The sequence below is a fragment of the Pseudomonas sp. 1 R 17 genome, assembly GCF_900067035.1.
Classification (GTDB): Bacteria; Pseudomonadota; Gammaproteobacteria; order Pseudomonadales; family Pseudomonadaceae; genus Aquipseudomonas; species Aquipseudomonas marginalis.
In genome coordinates, this window is record NZ_FKLB01000058.1 from 25,124 (window position 1) to 48,075 (window position 22,952).

The window sequence follows — 22,952 nt, forward strand, 5'->3', positions numbered from 1 at the left end:
GCCAGCAAACAGTGGGCTGGCGGGCACCGGGTGTGGGGCGTCAGGCCACCGGAATCAGCGGGTCAGCCGCCGCCAGGGCGGTGGCCCGTTCGGCGGCTGGCGGGTAGATCCACACCGTGTTGATCTGCTGCTTGAGCTCCTTGGCTTCCTGGCCCACCAGCTTGAGTTGACGATCCCAGCCCTCGGTGTACACCGCGCCCCAGGCCCCGAGGTCGAGGCAGGTGACGTATTTGGGCTGGCTGTAGGTCATCGGGGCCACGCCGATCAGGTCGGCGGCGACGTTGTTGCCGGCGTAGCGGCCCAGGGCGATGGCGTGCTGGCAGGACATGCCGGCGAAGTGACCGAGGTCGTCGGTGGCGGCGTAGGCCACATCACCGGCGGCAAAGACATCGGCCTGGCCCTTCACCTTGAGGTTGCCGTCCACATGCAGGCGGCCCTGGGGGTCAAGGGTGCCGCTGACTTGTTCGGTCAGCGGGTTGGCGCGAAAGCCGATGGTCCAGATCACGGTGCTGGACTCGATGCGCTGCCCATCGGCCAGGGTCACGCCGCCGGCATCCACCGCGGCCACGGAGGTGTTCAATCGCCATTCGAGGCCCAGGTGTTGGCTGGCTTCGACGATGGACGGGCGAATGCCATCGCCCATGGATGCCCCGATCTGCGGGCCACGGTCCACCACGATCACACGGATAGTGGCGTCGTCACCCAGTGCTGCGCGCAGGCGTGCCGGCATTTCGGTGGCGGTCTCGATCCCGGTAAACCCGCCGCCGGCCACCACCACGGTGTTGCGTGCCGGGCTGTCGGGCAGGTTTTTCAAACCCTTGATATGGGCTTCGAGGCGCGTGGCGTCTTCGATCTGGTCCACATCGAACACGTGCTGGAGGCCTTCCATCTGCGGGCGATTGAGACGACTGCCGGCGGCCAGCACCAGGCGGTCGTACTTGAGGGTGGTGGGGATGCCTGCCGTGTTGCGGTAGGTCACCTGCTTGCCGTGTTCATCGATGCGGTCGGCGGCGCCCTCGATGAAGTCCACGCCGACTGCCGCAAACAATGGGCCCAGCGGTGCCTGCATGGCATGCACTTCGGCCTCGTAGAAACGTGGGCGAATACGTAGCGCCGGCTGTGGGGCCAGGACGCTGATCTGCACGTCATGGCGATCATGTTTATCCAGCAGGCGCGCGGCGCTCAAGGCGCTCCAGACACCGCCGAACCCGGCGCCGATGATAAGGATGTGCTGCTTCATGGGGATGCTCCAGGGACCAGGTCGATACGATTGCTCAAGGCGCAATGCGTTACCGGCCTACTCTAAGAGCGCCGCGGTTTGGCGGGTAGGACAGAAAACCCTGAATAACTGCCAAGCGGCCTGCCGTCAGCGGGAAAAGCGCGCGCGGTAGTCGCGAGGGGAAATCGCAAGGTGGCGATGGAAGGTGTAGCGCATGCGCTCTTCATCGCCAAAGCCACACAGGTGCGCCACCTGGTCGATGTTGCGCTGGGAGTCTTCCAGCAGGCGCCGCGCCGCCTCCACGCGAAACAACTCGATGGCCTTGGCCGGGGTGCGCCCGGTTTTTTGCTTGTAGACCCGGGCGAAGTTGCGCGGGCTCATGCGGCTTTGTTCCGCCAGGCGCTCCACCGTAAGCTCGCGGTCACTGAGGTTGTCGGCGATCCACAGGTGCAACGCATCGAAACCGGCAGTGTCGTCGGTCTGGGCTTGCAGCAGTTGGCTGAACTGGGCCTGGCCGCCAGGCCTTTTGAGAAACACCACCAGTTCCCGTGCCACTTGCAGGGCGACGTGACGCCCGCAATCGGCCTCTACCAACGCCAGCGCAAGGTCGATGCCGGCACTCACGCCTGCCGACGTCCACACATTGCCTTGCTGGACAAAGATTGCGTCCATGTCCACATCGATGTTGGGGAACCCGCGCTTGAGCATGTCGCACATCGCCCAGTGCGTGGCAGCACGCCGGCCCTGGAGCAAGCCGGCCTGGGCCAGCAGGAAGGTGCCGCTGCACACCGAGGCCGTGCGCCGGGCCCGAGTGGAGGCGTGACGCAGCCAGTCCACCAGGTCGGTGTTGGCGGCCAGCGCCTGTTGAATGGCGGGGGCGCCGGGTACGATCAAGGTGTCCAGGGCGGCGGGGTCAAATTGCGCCAATGGCAGGTGTCGACGCTCAATCCTTCGGCCGTCGGCATCAAGCCGCCCGCCAGGCTGGCGGTGTGCACCACATAGCCCGGCAGGCCACGCTCGACCATGGCCTTGGTGGCAGCCCAGAACACGGTCTGGGCACCGGTCAGGTCGAGCAGGCCCATTTGCGGGTAGGCCAGGAACACCAAGGTGCGCGACTGGCCGAGCGGCTGGACGGGGTTCATAGCGCCGACAACACCGCCTCGAGTTTTTCCTGGTCCCGTGCAAACTGTCGAATCCCTTCCGCGAGTTTCTCAGTGGCCATCGCATCTTCGTTCGACGCCCAGCGGAACTGCGCTTCGTTCATTGGCTGACGCGCTTCGCCTTCGGTCACCGGCACCAATTTGCGCGCCAGCGTGCCCTGGTCTTCGTCGAGCTTCTGCAGCAGCTCCGGGCTGATGGTCAGGCGATCGCACCCCGCCAGCTGTTCGATCTGGCTGAGGGTGCGGAAGCTCGCGCCCATCACCACGGTGTTGATCTGGTTGGCCTTGTAGTAGTTGTAGATGCGCGTCACCGATTGCACGCCTGGGTCATCAGCGCCGGTGTAGTCCAGGCCGGTGTTCTTGCGGTACCAGTCGTAGATGCGGCCCACGAACGGTGAGATCAGGAACACCCCGGCATCGGCGCAGGCCTGGGCCTGGGCGAAGGAGAACAGCAGGGTGAGGTTGGTCTGGATGCCGGCTTTTTCCAGGCGTTCGGCCGTGCGGATGCCTTCCCAGGTGGAGGCGAGTTTGATCAGCACGCGGTCGCGGCTGATACCGGCCTGGTCGTACAGGGCGATCAACTGGTTGGCCTTGGCCCACAGCGCGTCTTCATCGAAGGACAGGCGCGCGTCGACTTCGGTGGAAATACGCCCGGGGATAACCTTCAAAATGCCGGCACCGACGGACACCGCGAAGTGGTCGCAGGACAGGCCGACGTCGCCCTTGGCCAGGTTGACGGCATTGCGCAGCAGCTCGGCGTATTCCGGGATCGCGGCGGCCTTGAGCAGCAGCGACGGGTTGGTGGTGGCGTCCACCGGGCGCAGGCGGCTGATGGCTTCGAGGTCGCCGGTGTCGCAGACCACGGTGGTGAATTGCTTGAGTTGTTCGAGCTTGGACGTCATGAGCGGCAGTCTCCAGAAATAGGGTTAGTGGTTCAGGGCCTGTGCGGTGTCCAGGTCGGTGATCAGGATGTCCAGGTAACCGCCCTTGAGCGCGCCACGAATGGCCTGGACCTTGTTCAGCCCGCCGGCCAGGCCGAGCACGCGGTGGATACTGCGCAACTTGGGCAGCGCCACCGAGACCACGAATTCTTCATCTTCCTCCAGCACCGGCTTGCCCTGGGCATCGAAGTAGCGCAGGCAGATATCGCCGACGGCACCGCGCTCGGCCAGCAGGCGCAGCATGTCCTCGGTGTAGTAGTTGCCACTGTTGCGCAGCAACTGTGAGGGTTCCAGGTCGCCGATGCCGACGATCGCCAGGGTGATGCTGTCAAAGCGTTGCAGCACTTCCTTGACCTCTTCCATCTGCACGATGCGCTGTTTGCTTTCCACCGATTGCTCGATGCTTTGCGACGGCAGCAGGAACGCCGGGCAGTTGAGCAGGGTGGCCAGGCGCTGGGTGAGCAGGGTGGCTTCAAACGCGCCTTTGTGGCCGACGCCGCCCAACAGTTGTACCACTTCCTGGGCGCCTTGTTTGCCCGGCTGGGCATGCAGGTGGCCGACCATGGCGCGAATGGTGCTGCTCCACGACGAAATGCCGATATGGTCCTGGGGCGACAGGCTGGTCTCCAGGTAGTGGGCAGCCGCCGAGCCGATGGCTTGCTTGATGCTTTCATCGTTGCCGGGCTCGGTGGCTTCCACCACGATCACCTGGCGCACGTCGTAGCGGCGTTGCAATTGGTTTTCCAGCTCCAGGTGCAGGCCTTGCAGGCGCATCACGCTGATCTTCACCACGCCTTCCTGCAGCGCCCGGCGCAGGGCACGGCTGATAAAGGATTGGGACAGGTCCAGCTGGGCGGAAATCTCGGACTGCTTGAGCCCCTCTTCGTAATAGAGGCTCGCGATCTTGGTGATCAGGCGCTGTTCTTCGATCTGGCTCATGAAGGCCTCAGTGATGACATCAATGCGGGTGAGGATACCAAACCCTTACGACATGATCAGGCCGCCGTCGATATTGATCGCCTGGCCGGTCAGGTAGGCCGCGTCATCCGAGGCCAGGAACGCCACCAGACCGGCGACATCCGAGGGCTTGCCGGCCCGGCGCAGGGGGATGTTCCTGACCCATTCGGCCATCAACTCGCCCTTGGCGTAGCGTTTTTCGTCGGTGCTGAGGATCTCGCCCCATACGCGGTCGTTGTAGTCCCACATCTCGCTTTCGATGATGCCCGGGCAAAACGCGTTGACCGTGATGTTATGCCGCGCCAGTTCCAGTGCCAGGCTCTGGGTAATGCCGATCACGCCCATTTTGCTGGCGGCGTAGTGCGGGGTGTAGATAAACCCCTGGCGGCCCTGGCCGGACGAGGTGTTGATCAAGCGCCCGCTGCCTTGCTTGACCATGTACTTGGCCGCCTCCCGGCAGCCCAGCCACACGCCGGTGGTGTTGACCTGCAGCACCTTGTCGAAGTCGGCGCGGGGCATCTTGTCGTAGTGGTCGATGGTGATGATGCCGGCGTTCTGCACTGACACGTCGATGCTGCCGAAGCGCGCGTGACCCTCGCGGTAGAGGGTTTCGATGTCTTCTTCGCGGGTCACGTCGATGCCCAGGGCCAGGGTGTCGACCTTGTATTCCCGGGCCAGTTGGTCGGCGGTGAATGTCACGCGCTCCAGGTCGTTGGAGGCCAGCACCAGGTTGGCACCTTCCTGGGCGAAGCGCTCGGCAATGCCGGCACCGATGCCACGGCAGGCGCCGGTGATCACGATGGTTTTACCGCTGAAACGTTGCGACATGACAAAACTCCTTACCAGCAGACAAAACCACCATCGACCAGCAGGTCGACACCGGTGCAGAAAGACGAGGCCTGGCTGACCAGGAAAATCGCCGGGCCGACCATTTCGTCCACGCTGGCCATGCGGCCCATGGGCGTGGTCTGTTCAAAGATCTTCACCTGGTCGGCGACTTCCGGGCGTGAGTTCATCGGCGTGGCGGTGTAGCCGGGGCTGATGCAGTTGACGCGCAGGCCTTTGTCGGCCCATTCCATCGCCAGGCTTTTGCTCAGGTGGATCACCCCGGCCTTGGAGGTGTTGTAGTGCGCCTGCAACAGGCCGCGGTTGACGATGCTGCCGGACATGGAGGCGATATTGACGATGGCGCCTTTGCCACGCGGCAACATCACCGCGGCCTGGGCCTGGCAACTGAGGAAAATGCCGGTGAGGTTGATGTCCAGGGTGGTTTGCCAGCGTTGCAGCTCCAGGTCTTCGGCGGCCTGGGCATTGGCGATGCCGGCGCAGTTGACGGCCACGCTGAGCGGGCCGAGCTCATGCTCGGTGTGCGCGACCGCTGCATCCAGGGCAGCTCGCTCGGTGACGGTGCCGCTGAGGGCCAGGGCGCGCCGGCCCAGGGCCTGGATGCGTTCTACCGTGCTGGCGATGCCGGGGCTGCCCGGAAGATCAAAGCAGGCTACATCCGCGCCCGCTTCGGCGAGCCCGACGGCGATAGCCTGGCCAATGCCGCTGCCGGCGCCGGTAACAAAGGCCACTTGGCCTTGAAGACTAAAAAGCTGCATGAATAACTCCAATTTTTGAAATCACAGTAGATCCCCTGTGGGAAGGGCGGTGCGACGACTCGACTTGCTCCCGATAGCAGTGGTTCAGTTACAGATGCATCTACTGACACTCCCTCATCGGGGCATAGGTATTTACATAATTTTCAGAGACTGGCGAGTTCTCCTGTGGTGAGCGGGCTTGTCCCGCGCTGGGCTGCGAAGCAGCCCCATTACAGGCGATGTGTTTTTAACTGACACACCGAGGTGCCTGGTTTTGGGGCCGCTTCGCGCCCCAGCGCGGGGCAAGCCCGCTCACCACAGCAGCCCTATCTGCCGAGCGTTCAGCGCCGAGCCAACGTTGTGTAGATACCCACCGCAATCGGGGGCAAGCCCCCTCCCACATTTGATCGCCATTGTTTGTGAGGACCGGGTTCCTAGGCGGTGGCCATTTCCATGACCGCAACCGGAGTGGCCTCGCCACGCTCCAGAATCCCCATCTGCCGCCCTCGGCTCATCACCATCACCCGGTGGGACAAGCCCAGCACTTCGTCCAGATCGGAACTCACTACAATCACCGCCATGCCCTTGGCCGCCAGGTCCGCGATCACTTCATAAATCGCCGCCCGCGCGCCCACGTCGATGCCGCGTGTGGGTTCATCGAGGATGAACACCTTCGGGTTGCGCGCCAGCCACTTTGCAATGATCACCTTCTGCTGGTTACCGCCGGACAAGCTGGAAATCCGCGACTGCGGCGCACCTTTGACCCCCAGTCGCGCCACCGCCGTGCGCGCGAATTCGCGCAGTGGGGCAGGGAACACCCAGCCGCGTTTATCCAGCAGGTCGGTGTTGCCATAAATCAGGTTGTCTTCGATGCGATGCTCCACCACCACGCCTTGCTGCTTGCGGTCTTCGGGCACCAGCACCACGCCGGCCTGGATCGCCTCGAAGGGCGAGCGCAACTGGCGGACCTCGCCATCCAGCACCATATGGCCGCGAATATCCTGGGCCGCGCCGGCAATGGTACGCACCAGCTCGGTTCGCCCGGCGCCGACCACCCCGGCAATGCCGAATACCTCGCCGGCACGCACGCTGAAGTCGATGCCGTGCAAGGCAAACTCACGGCAGCTCAACGCCTTGACCTGCAACATCACCTGCTCCTGGGGCGCCTGCAACGCAGGAAAGATCCGCTCCAGGCTGCGCCCGACCATCTGCTCCACCAACTCCCGCACCGGCACCTGGGCCGTGGCATGCAGGGCGATCTGGCGACCGTCGCGCAGCACCAGCACGCGGTCGGCGATGCGTGCGATCTCTTCCAGGCGGTGGCTGATATAGATAAACGACACACCCTCGGCCTTCAGCCGTTCCACCTGCTTGAACAGCAGCTCGGTTTCCTCGCCACCCAATGCGGCGGTGGGTTCATCGAGGATCAACAGGCTGGCCTTCAGCGTCAGCGCCTTGGCGATCTCCACCAGTTGCTGGGCCGCCACGCTCAGGCCTTCGACCTTGCGCGAGGCCGGCACCTTGAGCCCCAGGCGCTCTAACTGGATCTGCGCCTGGGCCTCCATGTACTCGCGGTCCACCCGCCCACGGCGCATGGGCAGGCGGCCGACGAAGATGTTCTCGGCAATCGACAGTTGCGGCAGCAGGCGGATTTCCTGGTGGATCAGGCCGATCCCGGCGCCCAGCGCAGCCCCCGGTGAAGCGGGGGCGTAGGGCGCGCCGAGCCAGGTCATGCTGCCCCCGGCTTCCGGTTGCACCAGCCCGGCGATGATCGACGACAAGGTCGACTTGCCCGCGCCGTTCTCACCGAGCAGGGCCAGTACTTCACCGGGGCGAATGTCCACGTTGACCTGCGACAACACCTGCACCGGCCCGTAGGCCTTGCTGATATTGCGCAGGCACAGCACCGCGTCTGATCGAGCGGTGTCAACGGCTGCTGCTTGCATGACGACCTCCAAGGCTTACGGGTGCTGTTGCAGGAACGGCGCGACGTTTTCTTTAGTGGTCAGCACGGTGGGCAACAACTGCTCCTTGGGCAGGGTCTTGCCGGCTTTGAGGTCGATGGCCGAGGCCACGGCCAGGCGCCCCATTTTCTGCGTCTGCTGGGTCATGGTCGCGTTCAGCACACCGCTTTGCACGGCCTTGAGCCCGGCCACGTCGCCGTCGAAACCGACCACGACCACCTTGTGATCGAGGTTGCCGACTTTCACCGCCTGGGCAGCGCCCAAGGCCATGGCATCGGCTCGGCCGAAGAACACGGTGATGTTCGGGTCACGCTGGAGCAGGTCCTGGGCCACGGCGAAGCCTTTGTCCTGGGCCCATTCAGCTGGTTGCTGGGCGACGACCTTGAGGTCCGGGAAGGCTTTCAGGCCCTCTTCAAAGCCTTTGGCGCGATCATTCTCGGGGGTGGTACCGATCTGGCCTTGCAGGATCGCGATGCGGCCCTTGCCGTCGGTGATCTTGCCCACGTACTCGGCCAGGGTCTTGGCGCCGGCCACGCTGTCGCTGGCGATAAAGGTGTCGCCCGGTGCGTCGGGGGCGTTGCGGTCCACGGCGATCACCGGGATGCCCGCAGCCTTGGCGGCTTTCACCGGCACACCGGCGGCGGTGGCACCGGCCGGGATGTAGATCAGCACGTCGATCTGGCGGGTGATCAGGTCTTCAATCTGGCTGACCTGGGTGGAGGAGTTGCCCTGGGCGTCCACGGTGATCACCTTGACCCCCTTGGCTTTGCCTTCGGCTTCCACCGATTGCTTGATCTGGTTGAAGAAGTCGGCCTGCAGGTTGGCCACGGCCAGGCCGATGGTCAAATCCTTGGCCCAGGTGGTGCCGGCAACGGTGAGGGTGGCGGCGGCGAGAGCGGTGGCCAACAGCAATTTCTTGGGGCTGAACATGTCGGTGACTCCTGGTTTTATTGTTGGAGGGTGTCAACTGTCGAACAGGTTTAACGGGCAGTGCTGGAGCGGCGTCGCAGGGTGTCGATGGTGACGGCGAGGGCGATGACCACGCCGATCACCACTTGTTGAATAAAGGGCGAAACCCCCAGCAGGTTGAGGCCATTGCGCAATACGCCAATGATCAGTACGCCCACCAGGGTGCCGCCGATGCTGCCGACGCCGCCACTGAGGCTTGCGCCGCCAATCACCACGGCGGCGATGGCGTCCAGCTCCAGGCTCAGCCCGGCGCTCGGTTGCGAGGAGTCCAGGCGCGCGGCCAGGGTCACGGCGGCGATGCCGGCCAGCGCACCGCTGATGGCGTACACCCAGAGGGTAATCGCCCGCACCTTGATGCCCGACAGCCGCGCCACTTCCGGGCTGCCGCCCATGGCGTAGAGGTTGCGGCCGCCGGCACGAAAGCGCAGGAACACCCAGGCCACCACCAGCATCACCAGGAACAGGCCCACGGTGGCGGAGAGGAAACCGAAGTGACGCACCGTCGCCAGGCTGGTGAACCAGTCCGGATAGCCGACGATCTGCCGGCCTTCGGTGAGGATATTCGCCAGGCCACGGGCCACCGACATCATGGTCAGCGTGGCAATAAAGGGTGGCAGCTTGGCGTAGGTGATCAACGCGCCGGAGACCAGCCCGGCGAGCATGCCGCTGGCAATCGAGATCGGAATCGCAAAGCCCAGGGGCACCGCCTGATCCTGATACAGCCAGCCGAGCATCATCATCGAGAAGGCCAGCACCGAGCCGACCGACAGGTCGATGCCGCCGATCACGATCACCGCCGTCATGCCGATCGCCAGGATGCCCAGCACCGTGACCTGATCGAGGATGTTCAGGCCATTGCGCAACGAGAAGAAGAATTCGGAACTGAAGGAGAAGACCAGCACCAGCAGCACCAGCCCGATCAACGGGCCGCCGATATTACTGGGCAGCAGTTTGACAATACGTGGGCGAGGTGGCGGCTTGAGTTCGGCCGGGTGCTGGACAATAGCTTTGGCGTCCACAGTGTTCTCCTGAGTTATTTTTTTTGGAGTGCTTCAGGCTTCTTGAATATTTATGCGTGCCTGACTGTTAATTCAGATTCCAGTGACACCGTGTCAAAGTCAAGCGCTTAATTTTTCTTGCCTGCCGCTGAAACGGTGTTTTTGCCCGGCGCAAAGCCACGGTCTAGAGGAGCCGGCGTGGGATTTTGGCCGTTTGTCCGAGGGGGATTTCCGAGTTTTATTTGATTTTTCGGCGGTTCGCTCACTTGACCTGCCGGAGGATCGGCGTCTAAATAGAAATATATTGTCACTGCTGAATAAATATTCAAAGACAGCCTTGGACACTTTCACCCCGCGTGGTCAGCCTCAAAGGAGCCGCTGCATGAATGCCTTCCAGTACGACGCCCACCAGATCAAGGAACAGGCCCGCCTGATTCGTCGCCATGTGATCCGCCTGAACGCCGACTCACCGGCCGGCGGGCACACCGGGGCGGATCTTTCCGAAACCGACATCCTCGCCACCCTGTATTTCCGCGTCCTCAACACCGGCCCGGAACGCACCGAAGACCCCGAGCGCGATATTTATATCCAGAGCAAGGGCCACGGCGTGGGCGGTTTGTACTGCTGCCTGGCGCAGGCGGGCTACATCCCCACCGAGTGGCTGCCCACCTACCAGCACTTCAACTCGCACCTGCCCGGCCACCCGGTACGCCAGAAAACCCCCGGCATCGAACTGAACACCGGCGCCCTCGGCCACGGTTTGCCGGTGGCGGTCGGGCTGGCCCTCGCGGCGAAGATGTCCGGCAGCAACAAGCGCATCTACGTGCTCACCGGTGACGGCGAACTGGCCGAAGGCTCCAACTGGGAAGCGGCGATGGCGGCGGCCAAGTACGGCCTGGATAACCTGTTTGTGATCGTCGACAAGAACAAGCTGCAGCTTGCCGGTTTGACCGCCGAGATCATGCCGCTGGACCCACTGGACGTGAAATGGGCGGCCTTTGGCTTCCGCGTCAGCGAGTGCGACGGTAACGATGTCGGCCAATTGATCGAAGCCCTGGAAAGCATGCAGACCAAGACCGGCGCGCCCCAGGTGCTGATCGCCCACACCATTAAAGGCAAGGGCGTGTCGTTTATCGAAGCCCGCCCCGAATGGCACCACCGCGTGCCCAAGGGTGATGAAATCAACGCAGCACTGGAGGAGTTGAACCATGGCGAGTGAACATTTGGCGAGCGTCATGGTGCAAGCGTTTATCGCTGCCGTCGATGCCGGGCTGGACGTAGTGCCGGTGGTCAGCGACTCCACCTCCACGGCCAAGATCGGCCCGTTTGCCCAGCGTTTTCCCGAGCGGCTGATCAATGTGGGCATTGCCGAGCAATCCCTGGTCAGCGTCGCGGCGGGCCTGGCCCTGGGCGGCAAGATCGCCGCCACCTGCAATGCGGCGCCGTTCCTGATCTCGCGGGCCAATGAGCAGATCAAGGTGGACGTCTGCTACAACCAGGCCAACGTGAAGATGTTCGGCCTGAATGCCGGCACCAGTTATGGCCCGCTTGCCAGCACCCACCACAGCCTCGACGATATTTCGGTGATGCGCGGGTTTGGCAATGTGCAGATCTTCGCCCCCGCCGATGCCGTCGAGTGCCGGCAGATCGTCGATTACGCGCTGCGCTACCACGGCCCGGTGTATATCCGCCTCGACGGCAAAGCCTTGCCCGACGTGCACGGCGCCGATTATCAGTTTGTGCCCGGTCAGGTCGACATCCTGCGCCAGGGCGCCGATGTGAGCATCGTGGCCCTGGGCTCGGTGGTGCATGAAGCGGTGGATGCAGCGGCATTGCTGGCGGAGCAGGGCATCCAGGCGCAGGTGATCAACCTGTCGTCGATCCGGCCCTTGCAGCGTGATGTGTTGCTCAGCGCCTTGAGCGGCACGCGCGCGGTTATCAGCGTGGAAGAACACAACATCAATGGCGGCGTCGGCAGCCTGGTCGCCGAAGTGCTGGCCGAAGCCGGGTTGGGCATTGCCCTGATCCGCCTGGGTATCGGCGATGGCGAGTACGCCGCCGCCGGTGCCCGCGAACCGACCCGCGCCTTGCATAACATCGACGCGGCTGGGATCGTGGCGGCTGCCACTCGGTTGCGGTGAATTCAATGAATAACAATACCCCGCTGATCCTGGCGATAGATGAAGGTACCAGCAACGCCAAGGCGGTGCTGGTCAACGAACTTGGCCAGGTGATTGCGCGCGGTTCGCGGCCCTTGAGCATCCGCCATCCCCAGGCCGGGTTTTCCGAGCAGGACCCGCTGCTGATCTGGCAAAACACGTTGGCTGCGATTGAAGAATGCCTGGCCCAGGTGGACCGTCCGATCACTGCGTTGGCCATCAGCAACCAGCGTGAATCGGTGGTGGCTTGGGATAGGCATACCGGTGAGCCATTGTCGCCGTGCATCAGTTGGCAGTGCCGACGCTCTACGGCGTTGTGCACGCACCTGCATGAGCAGGGCCATGAAGCGCTGATCCTGGAAAAGACCGGGCTGGCGTTGGACCCGATGTTCTCGGCGGGCAAGTTCCGCTGGATTCTCGATCACCTTGAGGATGGTCACGCCCGCGCTGCTGCAGGCGATATCTGCCTGGGCACCGTCGACAGCTGGCTGTTGTGGCAACTCAGCGGCGGCCAGGTGTTCGCCACCGACTATTCCAACGCCGCACGCACCCAACTGTTCAACCTGCACACCTGCGCCTGGGATCCTGAGCTGTTGGCGCTGTTCGGCATTCCGGCTGCGGCGTTGGCGCCGATCCGGCCGAGCGCCGGTTTCTTCGCCGAAACCGTCGCGTTGGGCGGCTTGCCCGCCGGCATCCCGGTGATGTCGATGATCGGCGACTCCCATGCGGCGCTGTACGGGCAGGGCGGTTTCGCGCCGGGGCTGGTCAAGGCCACCCTCGGCACTGGTTCGTCCTTGATGACGCCCATGGGCGGGCCGATTGCCTCCACCCATGGCCTGTCGACCACCCTGGCCTGGCACGATGGCAGCCAACCTACTTTCGGCATGGAAGGCAATATCGTCCATACCGGCGCTGCCGTGCAGTGGGCGTCGAAGCTGGTGGCGGGAGAATCCCTGGATGCGCTGACCGAACAGGCCGCGCAATTGCCGGATAACGGCGGCGTGTATTTTGTCCCGGCGCTGTCCGGCCTCGGCGCACCGCACTGGAAGGCCGACGCCCATGGGCTGATCTGCGGGTTGAGCGAAGCCACGTCCGGCGCGCACATCCTGCGCGCCTCGCTGGAATCCATCGGCTATCAGATTCGCGATGTGTTCGAAGCCATGCAGCAAGACATCGGCAGCCCGCTCAAGGAACTGTGGGTGGATGGCGGCGCCACGCGCAACCGCTGGCTGATGCAGTTCCTGGCCAACCTGCTGCAACGCCCGGTGGTGCGCAGCCTGTCGCCGGAGGTTTCGGCATTGGGCGCCGCGCACCTGGCGGGACGGGCGTTGGGGGTGTGGGCGAGTGATGCGGCGCTGGGGCAGTTGCAGCGCCAGCGCGAGCGCTTTGAGCCGCAGGAGGATCCGGCGATGGCGGAGCGTTACTCAGAGTGGAAAAAGGCTCTAGCCCGAACACTCCTCTAACCGCATATGCAAACCAACTGTGGGAGGGGCTTGCCGCCGATGAGCATAGGGATCTACATAACGTTGACTCAACACTGAACGTCCGGCAGATAGGGCTGTTGTGGTGAGCGGGCTTGTCGAATCGTCGCACCGCCCCTCCCACATTGAGATCACACCCGCCTTCAAGGCCGCCAGGTCTGCACATCCTTGGCATCCACCGCCTTGGGCAACAACCCCGCCTTGAAGAACGCATCGGCAATCTTCTGCTGCTCACCCAACTGCTCAATCGTCACCGGCTGCACCTGATAACTGCGGTGCGCATTCGCCGCTTCCACCGTGGCTGCATCCAGGTTGCCCCACAGCGGGCCGAGCACTTTTGCCGCGTCCTGCGGGTTGGTTTTTACCCAGTGGCCGGCGTTTTCCAGCTGCGCATACACCACCTTCAATACCTCCGGGTGCGCCTTGGCGTAGGGCGTGCCGGTCAGGTAGTAACGCTTGTAACTGGCCAGCCCGGCACCGTCCGCCAGGGTGCGTGTCGGCAGTTGGCGCTGCACGCTGGTGAGGAAGGGTTCCCAGGTGACCCAGGCGTCCACCTTGTTGTTCTCGAACGCCGCGCGGCCATCGGCCGGCGACAGGTAAGCCGGCTCGATATCCGAGAATGCAAGGCCGGCCTGGGCCAGCGCGGCAATCAACAGATAGTGAGTGCCGGCGGCCTTGGTCACCGCGATCTTCTTGCCCTTCAAATCCGCCAACTGTTGGATCGGCGAGTCCTTGCGTACCACGATGGCCTGGGCCGAAGGCGAGGGCGCTTCCTGGGCGAAGTAGGTGAGTTTGGCCTGGGCGGCCTGGGCGAAGATCGGCACGGTGTCGGCCACGTCGGCGCTGATGTCCACGTTGCCGACGTTCAGCGCTTCCAGCAGCGGCAGGCCGCTGGGGAACTCATGCCAGCTCACCTCGATGTTGTCGGCCTTGAGGGCTTTCTCCAGGGTGCCCTGGGTCTTGAGCAGGGTGATCAGCGTGGAGGATTTCTGGTAACCGATGCGCACGGTTTCCTGGGCTTGCGCACTGACAGCGACGGAAAAAGCCAGCAATCCTAATACAGCGGCGAGGGGACTACGAAGGGGCATGGTGGGCTCGATTTTCAACGAAATATGCCCAAGCTTAATGATCTAAAAACCATTCGATAAATACTCTTTCGATCTGAGCTTAGGGCGCTTTCATCCGCTTCCTGCCCATCAGGCATAACCATAGAATTATATGGTTCTTTCATAAAAGTCAGTCATTAATATAATCAAAATGGTTTTTTTGACGCTTTCGGCCCTTCTTTGGAGTGGGCTGATCCATTAAATAGGGATAGTTCGCATGGCTGCTTTTGATCACCTGACCCGTCGCCGCCTGCTGGGTCTGGCCGGCCTCACCCTGGCCAGCCTGTCGCTGCCGCGCCTGGGTTTTTCCGCCGACGCACACGCCGGCCACACTACCGCCCAGGAGCCTGCCGGCACCGGTGAGTTCATCCGCCTCGACGCACCGCGCAAACTCAAACTGGCAGTCAACCTCAACGCGGTGTGCCTGGCGCCGGTGGTGATCGCCCATGGGCAGGGCTTCTTCACCAAGCACAACCTGGACGTGGAACTGGTCAACTTCGGCAACTCCACCGAGGTCTTGCTGGAAGCCATCGCTACCGGCAAGGCCGACGCAGGCGTGGGTATGGCGCTGCGCTGGCTCAAGGCCCTGGAGCAGGGCTTTGACGTGAAGCTCACCGCCGGCACCCATGGCGGTTGCCTGCGGTTGCTCAGTGCCGCCAACGGCGGCGTGAGCAAGCTGGAAGACCTCAAGGGCAAGGCCATAGGCGTCACCGACATGGCCAGCCCGGACCGCAATTTCTTTTCGATCCTGCTGAAAAAACACGGCGTCGACCCGGTGCGCGATGTGGAGTGGCGCCTGTACCCGGCCGACCTGCTCGGCACGGCGCTGGAGCGTGGTGAAGTGCAGGCGGTGAGCGGCAGTGATCCGTTCATGTACCGTCTGATCAAGTCCGGCGTGGCGCGGGAGCTGTCCACCAACCTGGTGGAGGAATACGCCAATCTCAGTTGCTGCGTGGTCGGCGTCACCGGCAAATTGGTCCGCGAAGACAAGCGCGTGGTCGCGGCGCTGACCCAGGCGATCCTCGAAGCCCATGACTATTCCGTGCAGCACCCGGAGGACGTCGCCAAAGGCTTCCAGGCCTACGCACTGAACACCTCCACCGAAGAAGTCCAGGCGATCCTCCACGACCACACCCACGGCCACCACGCGGTCGGCGCGGCGCTGACCCAGGAGATCACCACCTACGTCACCGACCTGAAAACCGTGGAAGTGATCAGCAAAGGCACCGACCCGATAGCGTTTGCCAAGGAGATCACTGCCGATGTCTTCAACTGACGCAACCGTCCTCAACCCGCCTGTGGCGCTCAAGCTCGGGTGGCAAGGCGCGGCGGTGGTGGCGGCCTGGGTGGCCGTTGCGCTGCTGATCAGCTACTGGCCCAACGCGGTGCGCAATTGGCCGATGACCCAAGGCTTGGCCAACCTCTGTGTGGGCGTGGCGGCGTTGTTCATCGTGCTGAGCCTGCTGGGGCGCAGGCTGTCGACACTCGCGCTGCGCTTGCGCACGGCCGCGCCCTGGCTGATCGCCTTGCCGGTGCTTTTGGGCCTCTGGGAGTTGCTCACCGCCAAGCTTGCGCTGTTGCCGGTGCCGTTCTTCGCGCCGCCCCAAGCCTTGCTCGCGGTGTACATCGAAGACTACCCACGCCTGGCCGACAGCCTGCTGCATTCGGCGCTGCTGCTGGGCTCGGGGGTGGCGCTGGGCGCGGCCACCGGGTTTGTCGCCGGCGTCGCCATTGGCTGGTCCACGCGGATCGGCTACTGGCTGCACCCGGTGCTGCGCATCCTCGGCCCGGTGCCATCGACGGCGTTGTTGCCGCTGTGTTTTTTCCTGTTTCCCAGCAGTTGGAGTGCGAGTGTGTTTTTGATTGCCCTGGCCACCTGGTTTCCGGTCACGGTGCTCACCTGGTCCGGCGTGGCCAGCGTCGATAAAGCCTATTACGACGTGGCGCGCACCCTTGGCGCCCGGCCGGGTTTTCTTATTTTCAAGGTGGCGATTCCCGCCGCGTTGCCTCACGTCTTCGTCGGCCTGTTCATGGGCCTGGGCGCCTCATTCTCAACCTTGGTGGTGGCGGAAATGATGGGAGTCAAATCCGGCATCGGCTGGTACCTGCAATGGGCCCAGGGCTGGGCGGCCTACGCGAACATGTACGCCGCACTGCTGATCATGGCGCTGGCCTGTTCGGGGTTGATCACCGGGTTGTTCCTGGTGCGTGATCGGTTGCTGGCCTGGCAGAAAGGAGCGATGAAATGGTAGCCCTGGCACACGCGGGATCGGCTTTGGAAGGATTGGCGCTGCGCATAGAAAACCTCAGCCATGGTTTTGCGCTGGACGGCCGGCATTTGCCGGTGTTGGAGCGGGTGTCCCTGGACGTGGCGCCGGGAGAATTTGTGGCATTGCTCGGGCCGTCGGGTTGCGGCAAGTCCACCTTGCTGCGCCTGGTGGCGGGGCTGGAACCGGCGGACTCCGGCCGACTGCTGGCCGATGGCGAACCCATCGCCGGCCCGGACCCGAGCCGTGTGGTGGTGTTCCAGGACCCGACCCTGTACCCGTGGCGCCGCGTGTGGGACAACGTCGCCCTCGGCCTCGAAGCCCAGGGCCTGCTCAAGACCCATTCGGCTAAGGTCGATGAGGCCCTGCACAAGGTCGGCCTTGGCCCGTTCGCCCGTGCCTATCCCCGGCAGTTGTCCGGCGGCATGGCCCAGCGGGTGGCGTTGGCCCGTGCCCTGGTCAACCAGCCGCGTTTGCTGATCCTCGACGAACCCCTGGGCAAACTCGACTCCCTGACCCGCATCACCATGCAAAAAGAGCTGATCGACCTGTGGCAGCGCCAGGGCTACACGGCCCTGCTGGTGACCCACGATGTGGAAGAAGCCTTGCTGCTGGCCAACCGGGTGATTGTGTTCAGCGACCGCCCGGCGAAGATCCAGGCACAGTTGAGCATCGATAGGCCGTATCCACGGCACCGGGACGATCCTTACCTGGTGGACCTGCGGCGGCAGATACTGGGCCTGCTGGGGTTGGGCGAAAACTGGTAGTCAGTGGGCGTCTTTCAGCGCAATGGCCTGGGTGGTCGTACTTGAGACACCGGCACGGTCCGCCAGGTAACGCGCGGGCGGCTGGCCCACCGCCTTGCGGAACATGGTGATGAAGCCACTGGCGTTTTCATAACCCAGGTCCAGGGCCACCCGTTGCACACTTTCACCCTTGGCCAGCCGTTGCAGGGACAGGATTACATGCAACTGCCGGCGCCAGCGGCCGAAACTCAGGCCCAATTCCTCCAGCAACAGGCGCGTCATGCTGCGCTCGCTCATGCCGATGCGCACCGCCCACTGGCCGAGGGTGGCTTTGTCGGTCGGGTCGGCCAGCAGGCTGTTGGCCAGGCGGCGCAAGCGTGCGTCCTGGGGCATGGGCAGGTGCAGGGCTTCGACCGGGGCGGCGGCCAGTTCATCCAGCAAGGTGTTGATCAAGCGGCCTTGGGCGCCGGCCTCGTCATAGAGTTGCGGGAAGCTGACGGCCTTGCTGATCAGCTCATGCAGCAACCCGGACACGGCCAGGGTGCAGCATTGCGGCGGCAGGGCGTGGGCGGCGTCGGGGTCGATCAGCAGGCAATACACCTCGGCCTCGCCAGAGCCACGCGCCGCATGGGGCGTGCCGCCGGGAATCCACAGTGCACACTGGGGCGGCACGATCCAGATTCCCGCTTCGATTTCACAGTGGATGACCCCGCGCAGGGTGTACATCAACTGGCCCTTGCGGTGGGCGTGCTGGGCATGTTCCCAGGTGTCCGACGTGCTGGTGGCGCCCACGGCCACCACGGCGCGGGGGAACAGGTCGGCGTCCTTGGCCATCAACGGGTCGAGCAGATCAAGACGGTGGTGCTTCATGGCGCGGGTCGCAAGTTGGCCGGATTGCGAAACAGTCTGGCTATTCTGTGCAATGCCGTCCAGGGGTTCGAGCTTTATATTGAGATCCACTCTCATTAAGGAGCTTTGCCATGCGACTCGACAGTACAACGTTCCCTGTGGTGAAAATCGTCTTCGATGCGCCCAGCGAAGGTGGGCCGCAGGATGCTTTCCTGGCCTTTGAAGGGCTATTGGCGAGGGAGCAGGCCTTTATGTTGCTGCACGAAAAATCCGTGGATGAAAACAACCATGAGCACTCCCACGAAGAGCGTAAGCAGGCGTCGATCTGGATGAAGAAAAACAAACAGGCGCTGCGCATGTTCGTCAAAGGCATGATCCAAGTTGAGCCCAGCGCCGCCAAACGCCTGGCACTCAAGCCGTTCGCGGTGATGTTCAGCAAGGCCTGGGGCTACCCGTTGCTGGTGGTGGAATCCAAGGACCAGGCCTGGGCACTGGCGCGGGATGTGCTGGATGAGCGGGTGTCGGATGTGGCGCATTTTTGAAGGGTAAAGTGGAGCAAAAAATGTGCGAGCGGGTCTGGCCGCGGGCCCGCTCCCACATGGGTTGGTGGTATGGCTCAGTCCACGCAGTTCGCTCGGCCCAGCTTGCCTTTCTCCACCGTCGCCGAGCAGCCGAAGTGGCCGTTATCCACTTGGCACGCGCCGGTCACCGGACCGTTGCCGGACTGGGTGGTGACGCTGGTCTGGCACTCGCCTTCACACTGGCTCGAATCGGTACATGCCTTGCCCGCATCCTTGTACGGGGTGATGCATTTCCAGCTCTGCAGCTTGCCGACTTGCTTCATGGTACCGCCGCCTGCCAGGCAGGTGGACGCCGCAGCGTCCTGGGCGGGTGGGGTCGTGGTACAGGCCGATACCAGCAGTAAAGCGGCCAGGCCAATTATTAATTTCATGCAAAGTCCTCGTGGAGTAAGCGCAACGGTGCAGTGTACCGGCATATGGACTACTTTGATTGACGAGTGATCCCCACCCGGTAATGACTCATGCGCACGTTATGGAAGCGGTATGTGGCCCTGCTGGAAAACGACCTGAGCACGCAAGTTTTCGACAACGTCAAAAACCTGCTGGTGTGCGCGCTGCTGTTTGCGGCGGGTACCAATACTCTCGTGGGGCAGCAGGACCTGTTTATCGGGGTGTTCGCCTCCAGCGTGGCGGGGTGGGGGCTGATCCTTCTGTCGACAGTGCTGATGCTGTTGAACGTCAGCGATGGCATTCGCCGGTTGGCCAAGCTGCGTTATCACCTGGCATTGCAACTGTTGCTGATCCTGGTTTATCTGGTGGTGGCCGAGCGGGTGGTAGAGATTGTGTGGGGCTTCCGCGCCCATTGAAGTATCCTCCGCACCCCGCTTTCCACTGATTCAAAGACAGATGACAGGACAAGACATGCAGGCGCTGCTGGAGTCGATCCTCGACGAAGTGCGCCCCCTGATCGGCCGCGGCAAAGTCGCCGACTACATTCCCGCGCTGGCCGATATACCGGCCAACCAACTGGGCATCGCGGTATACGGCAACGACGGCTCGGCCTACCGAGCCGGTGACGCCGATACGCTGTTCTCGGTGCAGAGCATTTCCAAGGTGTTCAGCCTGGTGCAGGCCATCGACCACGGTGGTGAAACCATCTGGGAACGCCTGGGCCACGAGCCTTCGGGGCAGCCGTTCAACTCGTTGGTGCAACTGGAATTCGAACGCGGCCGCCCGCGTAACCCCTTCATCAATGCCGGCGCGCTGGTGATCTGCGACATCAACCAATCACGCTTTGCCGTGCCGATCCTGTCGATGCGCGACTTCGTGCGGCGCCTGTCGGGCAACCCGCAGATCCTGGTCAACAGCGTGGTCGCCGACTCCGAAGCCCAGCACGGTGCGCGCAATGCGGCCATGGCCTATCTGATGAAGTCCTTCGGCAATTTCCATAACGACGTGGACGCGGTGCTGCACAGCTACTTCAACTACTGCGCCTTGCAGATGAGCTGCCTGGACCTGGCCAAAGCCTTCAGCTTCCTGGCCAACGAGGGCACCAGCGCCCACAGCGGCGAACAGATCCTCACCGCGCGCCAGACCAAGCAAGTCAACTCGATCATGGCCACCAGCGGGCTGTATGACGAGGCGGGCAATTTTGCCTATCGCGTGGGCTTGCCGGGCAAGAGCGGTGTGGGCGGCGGCATTGTCGCGGTGGTGCCGGGGCAGTTTACGGTGTGCGTGTGGTCGCCTGAGTTGAACGCGGCGGGGAATTCGCTGGCGGGGATCAAGGCGTTGGAGTTGTTGAGTGAGCGGATTGGGTGGTCGGTGTTTTGAGATCGTTCCCACGCGCGTGGGAACGATGATCTGGGTGTCATGCCGCTGGATGGGCGTCATCCAGTGCTTTGTCTACCAACAGTTGCACACCTTCCAGCATTCGGCAGATGCCCAACGCCACATTGCGTTGCGCACCGTCGATTTCAAAGGCCAGGTGAGTGGCGATGTCGGTGATGGAGGATAGATCCTGGGAGGCGTTGACCAGCAGGGTTTCCGTGCCCAGGTCGGGGCGCACGGTGAAGAGTTTATCTGGAGGATTTGGGGTGTCTTTAATCATGGTGGAACTCCGTCGACAAGTGGAGCCGCCAGCGTTCGCGGTCAAACGAAGAGGGTGGCAGCTGTACGCGGGTTGACCGACCGGTTGTCAACGAACCCGGCATACCCGAAAGTATCCCGCGCACAACTGCCGCGACACGATACCTCAGGCACAAAAAAAACGCCTGGGATAGGTGCAGGGCGTAGCAGTTCGTTAACAAGGCCGGACGGTCAAATCCGGTCGCTGAATTGGCAGCGACGGCGCAGAGGTTAGTCAGCCGCGTTCCGATCGACAACCTGAAACAGTCGTGGGAAAACTCTGAGAGTCTGGGGCGAAGTGCTATCCCTGTGGGAGGGGCTTGCCCCTGATAGCAGTGTGTCAGCCAAGATGCATCAACTGACACGGCCTCATCGGGCATGAGTATCTACACAACTCTTAAAGGCTTATACATAACTCTGTGGTGAGCGGGCTTGCCCCGCGCTGGGCTGCGAAGCAGCCCCAATCCAGGCACCGCGTTTTTTCAGTCATAACCCATTGGCCGGTTTTGGGGCCGCTTCGCAGCCCAGCGCGGGGCAAGCCCGCTCACCACAAAAGCCCCCTCCCACATTTGGATCTTCATTGGTTTGTAATCGCTACCTACCCCAAACAAAAAATGCGCCCCTTCGGGCGCATTTTTTTGTTCGGTCAACTATCGCCTATCAGGCAATCGCATCCCAGGCCCGGTCACCGTTCTCGTCTTTGATGCGAGTCGGCAAACCCATCACGTCCAGCGCCTTGAGGAACGGCTCAGCCGGCAGTTCCTCGACGTTAGCCATGTGCTTCACATCCCACTCGCCACGGGCGACCAGCAACGCGGCGGCTACCGGTGGAACGCCTGCGGTGTAGGAGATGCCCTGGCTGTCGGTCTCGGCGAAGGCTTCTTCGTGATCCGCCACGTTGTAGATGAACATCTCACGCGGCTGGCCATCCTTGGTGCCTTTGACCAGGTCGCCGATGCAGGTCTTGCCGGTGTAGCCCGGGGCGAGCGAAGACGGGTCGGGCAGCACGGCCTTGACCACTTTCAACGGCACCACTTCCAGGCCTTCGGCGGTGGTGACCGGCTTCTCGGAGAGCAGGCCGAGGTTTTTCAGCACGGTGAACACGTTGATGTAGTGTTCGCCGAAGCTCATCCAGAAACGCACGTTGGGCACGTCGAGGTTTTTCGACAGCGAGTGCACTTCATCGTGGCCGGTGAGGTAGAGGTTCTGCGAACCCACGACCGGCAGGTCGTCGGTGCGTTTGACTTCGAACATGGTGTTGCTGGTCCACTGGCTGTTCTGCCAGCTCCACACCTGTCCGGTGAATTCGCGGAAGTTGATTTCCGGATCGAAGTTGGTGGCGAAGTATTTGCCATGGGAGCCGGCATTGACGTCGAGGATGTCGATCGAATCAATGCGGTCGAAATGCTGTTGCTGCGCCAGCGCGGCATACGCGTTGACGACACCCGGGTCGAAGCCCACGCCAAGGATGGCGGTGATGTTCTTCTGTTTGCACTCTTCCAGGTGGTTCCATTCGTAGTTGCCGTACCACGGCGGGGTCTCGCAGACCTTGCCCGGCTCTTCGTGGATGGCGGTGTCGAGGTACGCAACGCCCGTGTCGATGCAGGCACGCAGTACCGACATGTTGAGGAACGCGGAACCCACGTTGATGACGATCTGCGATTCGGTCTCGCGGATCAGGGCCTTGGTCGCTTCCACGTCCAGGGCGTTCAGCGCGAAGGCCTGGATGTCGGCGGGAACCTTGAGGCTACCCTTGGCCTTGACGCTGTCGATGATGGCCTGGCATTTGGAGATGTTGCGCGACGCGATAGCAATACGACCGAGTTCGTCGTTGTGCTGCGCGCACTTGTGGGCCACCACCTTGGCGACACCTCCTGCACCAATGATAAGAACGTTCTTTTTCAATTG

Annotated in this window: 22 protein-coding genes and 1 pseudogene; 9 read left to right on the plus strand and 14 right to left on the minus strand. The window is 62.9% G+C overall.

What is annotated here, in order from left to right:
- Window positions 1-40: 40 nt before the first annotated feature.
- The 9 genes and pseudogenes from BFP99_RS21040 to BFP99_RS21080 all read right to left on the minus strand — a co-directional run bounded on the left by BFP99_RS21040 (window position 41) and on the right by BFP99_RS21080 (window position 9,812).
- Window positions 41-1,240, minus strand: coding sequence for an NAD(P)/FAD-dependent oxidoreductase (locus tag BFP99_RS21040; RefSeq protein WP_065948085.1), 1,200 nt, complete (start codon window positions 1,238-1,240; stop codon window positions 41-43).
- A gap of 126 nt (window positions 1,241-1,366) precedes the next feature.
- A pseudogene (locus BFP99_RS21045) lies at window positions 1,367-2,361 on the minus strand (GlxA family transcriptional regulator).
- Window positions 2,358-3,281, minus strand: a complete 924-nt coding sequence (gene tal, locus BFP99_RS21050; protein WP_065948086.1) for a transaldolase — start codon at window positions 3,279-3,281, stop codon at window positions 2,358-2,360. The pseudogene BFP99_RS21045 and the gene tal overlap by 4 nt, the downstream one beginning before the upstream one ends.
- A gap of 24 nt (window positions 3,282-3,305) precedes the next feature.
- Window positions 3,306-4,259, minus strand: coding sequence for a sugar-binding transcriptional regulator (locus BFP99_RS21055; protein ID WP_065948087.1), 954 nt, complete (start codon window positions 4,257-4,259; stop codon window positions 3,306-3,308).
- Window positions 4,260-4,304: 45 nt separating this feature from the next.
- The gene (locus BFP99_RS21060; protein WP_065924578.1) at window positions 4,305-5,105 is read right to left on the minus strand and encodes an SDR family oxidoreductase; all 801 of its coding nucleotides are present in this window, start codon (window positions 5,103-5,105) and stop codon (window positions 4,305-4,307) included.
- Between the two features lie 11 nt (window positions 5,106-5,116).
- On the minus strand, window positions 5,117-5,881 hold the full coding sequence (locus BFP99_RS21065; RefSeq protein ID WP_065924579.1) for an SDR family oxidoreductase: 765 nt from the start codon (window positions 5,879-5,881) through the stop codon (window positions 5,117-5,119).
- 413 nt (window positions 5,882-6,294) lie between these two features.
- Window positions 6,295-7,806 (minus strand): sugar ABC transporter ATP-binding protein, encoded by a 1,512-nt coding sequence (locus BFP99_RS21070; RefSeq protein ID WP_065924580.1) that lies wholly within the window; start codon window positions 7,804-7,806, stop codon window positions 6,295-6,297.
- A 15-nt stretch (window positions 7,807-7,821) separates the two neighbouring features.
- Entirely contained in the window at window positions 7,822-8,754 is a 933-nt protein-coding gene (locus BFP99_RS21075; protein WP_065924581.1) for a sugar ABC transporter substrate-binding protein, read from the minus strand.
- 50 nt (window positions 8,755-8,804) lie between these two features.
- Window positions 8,805-9,812, minus strand: a complete 1,008-nt coding sequence (locus BFP99_RS21080; RefSeq protein ID WP_027607262.1) for an ABC transporter permease — start codon at window positions 9,810-9,812, stop codon at window positions 8,805-8,807.
- 361 nt (window positions 9,813-10,173) lie between these two features.
- Here BFP99_RS21080 and BFP99_RS21085 point away from each other — a divergent pair, with 361 nt between their 5' ends.
- The 3 genes from BFP99_RS21085 to BFP99_RS21095 are packed head-to-tail and all read left to right on the plus strand — an operon-like array spanning window position 10,174 to window position 13,413.
- The gene (locus BFP99_RS21085) at window positions 10,174-11,010 is read left to right on the plus strand and encodes a transketolase (protein ID WP_065948088.1); all 837 of its coding nucleotides are present in this window, start codon (window positions 10,174-10,176) and stop codon (window positions 11,008-11,010) included.
- Window positions 11,000-11,932 carry a transketolase family protein gene (locus BFP99_RS21090; protein ID WP_065948089.1) on the plus strand — a complete coding sequence of 311 codons (933 nt, stop codon included), beginning with the start codon at window positions 11,000-11,002 and terminating at the stop codon, window positions 11,930-11,932. Before BFP99_RS21085 ends, BFP99_RS21090 begins: the two co-directional genes overlap by 11 nt.
- A 5-nt stretch (window positions 11,933-11,937) precedes the next feature.
- On the plus strand, window positions 11,938-13,413 hold the full coding sequence (locus BFP99_RS21095) for an FGGY family carbohydrate kinase (protein ID WP_065948090.1): 1,476 nt from the start codon (window positions 11,938-11,940) through the stop codon (window positions 13,411-13,413).
- 161 nt (window positions 13,414-13,574) lie between these two features.
- Here the strand turns inward: BFP99_RS21095 and BFP99_RS21100 are convergent, their stop codons facing one another.
- On the minus strand, window positions 13,575-14,519 hold the full coding sequence (locus BFP99_RS21100) for an aliphatic sulfonate ABC transporter substrate-binding protein (RefSeq protein ID WP_065948091.1): 945 nt from the start codon (window positions 14,517-14,519) through the stop codon (window positions 13,575-13,577).
- 235 nt (window positions 14,520-14,754) lie between these two features.
- Here BFP99_RS21100 and BFP99_RS21105 point away from each other — a divergent pair, with 235 nt between their 5' ends.
- Genes BFP99_RS21105 through BFP99_RS21115 form a run of 3 tightly spaced genes read left to right on the plus strand, consistent with a single transcriptional unit; the run spans window position 14,755 to window position 17,571 of the window.
- Window positions 14,755-15,813 (plus strand): ABC transporter substrate-binding protein, encoded by a 1,059-nt coding sequence (locus tag BFP99_RS21105; RefSeq protein ID WP_065948092.1) that lies wholly within the window; start codon window positions 14,755-14,757, stop codon window positions 15,811-15,813.
- Window positions 15,800-16,789, plus strand: a complete 990-nt coding sequence (locus BFP99_RS21110; protein WP_065948093.1) for an ABC transporter permease — start codon at window positions 15,800-15,802, stop codon at window positions 16,787-16,789. Before BFP99_RS21105 ends, BFP99_RS21110 begins: the two co-directional genes overlap by 14 nt.
- A complete protein-coding gene (locus tag BFP99_RS21115) occupies window positions 16,783-17,571 on the plus strand; it encodes an ABC transporter ATP-binding protein (protein WP_027607255.1) in 789 nt (262 codons plus the stop codon). Before BFP99_RS21110 ends, BFP99_RS21115 begins: the two co-directional genes overlap by 7 nt.
- Here the strand turns inward: BFP99_RS21115 and BFP99_RS21120 are convergent, their stop codons facing one another.
- A complete protein-coding gene (locus BFP99_RS21120; RefSeq protein ID WP_065948094.1) occupies window positions 17,572-18,420 on the minus strand; it encodes an AraC family transcriptional regulator in 849 nt (282 codons plus the stop codon).
- A gap of 110 nt (window positions 18,421-18,530) precedes the next feature.
- Here BFP99_RS21120 and BFP99_RS21125 point away from each other — a divergent pair, with 110 nt between their 5' ends.
- Window positions 18,531-18,941, plus strand: a complete 411-nt coding sequence (locus BFP99_RS21125; protein WP_065948095.1) for a hypothetical protein — start codon at window positions 18,531-18,533, stop codon at window positions 18,939-18,941.
- A 74-nt stretch (window positions 18,942-19,015) separates the two neighbouring features.
- Here BFP99_RS21125 and BFP99_RS21130 read toward each other — a convergent pair whose 3' ends face one another.
- Entirely contained in the window at window positions 19,016-19,351 is a 336-nt protein-coding gene (locus BFP99_RS21130) for a hypothetical protein (RefSeq protein WP_065948096.1), read from the minus strand.
- Window positions 19,352-19,441: 90 nt separating this feature from the next.
- Here BFP99_RS21130 and BFP99_RS21135 point away from each other — a divergent pair, with 90 nt between their 5' ends.
- Window positions 19,442-19,786 carry a hypothetical protein gene (locus tag BFP99_RS21135; protein ID WP_065948097.1) on the plus strand — a complete coding sequence of 115 codons (345 nt, stop codon included), beginning with the start codon at window positions 19,442-19,444 and terminating at the stop codon, window positions 19,784-19,786.
- Window positions 19,787-19,841: 55 nt separating this feature from the next.
- Window positions 19,842-20,750, plus strand: coding sequence for a glutaminase B (glsB, locus tag BFP99_RS21140; RefSeq protein ID WP_065948098.1), 909 nt, complete (start codon window positions 19,842-19,844; stop codon window positions 20,748-20,750).
- A 37-nt stretch (window positions 20,751-20,787) separates the two neighbouring features.
- On the opposite strand, the gene BFP99_RS21145 is transcribed toward glsB, so the two are convergent.
- Both BFP99_RS21145 and BFP99_RS21150 read right to left on the minus strand, forming a co-directional pair.
- Window positions 20,788-21,027, minus strand: coding sequence for a DUF6124 family protein (locus BFP99_RS21145; RefSeq protein ID WP_065948099.1), 240 nt, complete (start codon window positions 21,025-21,027; stop codon window positions 20,788-20,790).
- Window positions 21,028-21,704: 677 nt separating this feature from the next.
- Window positions 21,705-22,949: a saccharopine dehydrogenase family protein gene (locus BFP99_RS21150; RefSeq protein ID WP_027607244.1), complete on the minus strand. Its 1,245-nt coding sequence runs from the start codon at window positions 22,947-22,949 to the stop codon at window positions 21,705-21,707.
- Window positions 22,950-22,952: the final 3 nt, after the last annotated feature.

Coding starts and splice junctions, on each gene's coding strand:
- BFP99_RS21055 (WP_065948087.1), bottom strand. CDS start 4,259: ATGAGCCAGATCGAAGAACAGCGCCTGATCACCAAGATCGCGAGCCTC.
- BFP99_RS21090 (WP_065948089.1), top strand. CDS start 11,000: ATGGCGAGTGAACATTTGGCGAGCGTCATGGTGCAAGCGTTTATCGCT.
- BFP99_RS21065 (WP_065924579.1), bottom strand. CDS start 5,881: ATGCAGCTTTTTAGTCTTCAAGGCCAAGTGGCCTTTGTTACCGGCGCC.
- BFP99_RS21075 (WP_065924581.1), bottom strand. CDS start 8,754: ATGTTCAGCCCCAAGAAATTGCTGTTGGCCACCGCTCTCGCCGCCGCC.
- BFP99_RS21040 (WP_065948085.1), bottom strand. CDS start 1,240: ATGAAGCAGCACATCCTTATCATCGGCGCCGGGTTCGGCGGTGTCTGG.
- BFP99_RS21095 (WP_065948090.1), top strand. CDS start 11,938: ATGAATAACAATACCCCGCTGATCCTGGCGATAGATGAAGGTACCAGC.
- BFP99_RS21120 (WP_065948094.1), bottom strand. CDS start 18,420: ATGAAGCACCACCGTCTTGATCTGCTCGACCCGTTGATGGCCAAGGAC.
- BFP99_RS21130 (WP_065948096.1), bottom strand. CDS start 19,351: ATGAAATTAATAATTGGCCTGGCCGCTTTACTGCTGGTATCGGCCTGT.
- tal (WP_065948086.1), bottom strand. CDS start 3,281: ATGACGTCCAAGCTCGAACAACTCAAGCAATTCACCACCGTGGTCTGC.
- BFP99_RS21070 (WP_065924580.1), bottom strand. CDS start 7,806: ATGCAAGCAGCAGCCGTTGACACCGCTCGATCAGACGCGGTGCTGTGC.
- BFP99_RS21105 (WP_065948092.1), top strand. CDS start 14,755: ATGGCTGCTTTTGATCACCTGACCCGTCGCCGCCTGCTGGGTCTGGCC.
- BFP99_RS21085 (WP_065948088.1), top strand. CDS start 10,174: ATGAATGCCTTCCAGTACGACGCCCACCAGATCAAGGAACAGGCCCGC.
- BFP99_RS21060 (WP_065924578.1), bottom strand. CDS start 5,105: ATGTCGCAACGTTTCAGCGGTAAAACCATCGTGATCACCGGCGCCTGC.
- BFP99_RS21135 (WP_065948097.1), top strand. CDS start 19,442: ATGCGCACGTTATGGAAGCGGTATGTGGCCCTGCTGGAAAACGACCTG.
- BFP99_RS21110 (WP_065948093.1), top strand. CDS start 15,800: ATGTCTTCAACTGACGCAACCGTCCTCAACCCGCCTGTGGCGCTCAAG.
- BFP99_RS21125 (WP_065948095.1), top strand. CDS start 18,531: ATGCGACTCGACAGTACAACGTTCCCTGTGGTGAAAATCGTCTTCGAT.
- BFP99_RS21115 (WP_027607255.1), top strand. CDS start 16,783: ATGGTAGCCCTGGCACACGCGGGATCGGCTTTGGAAGGATTGGCGCTG.
- BFP99_RS21145 (WP_065948099.1), bottom strand. CDS start 21,027: ATGATTAAAGACACCCCAAATCCTCCAGATAAACTCTTCACCGTGCGC.
- BFP99_RS21100 (WP_065948091.1), bottom strand. CDS start 14,519: ATGCCCCTTCGTAGTCCCCTCGCCGCTGTATTAGGATTGCTGGCTTTT.
- glsB (WP_065948098.1), top strand. CDS start 19,842: ATGCAGGCGCTGCTGGAGTCGATCCTCGACGAAGTGCGCCCCCTGATC.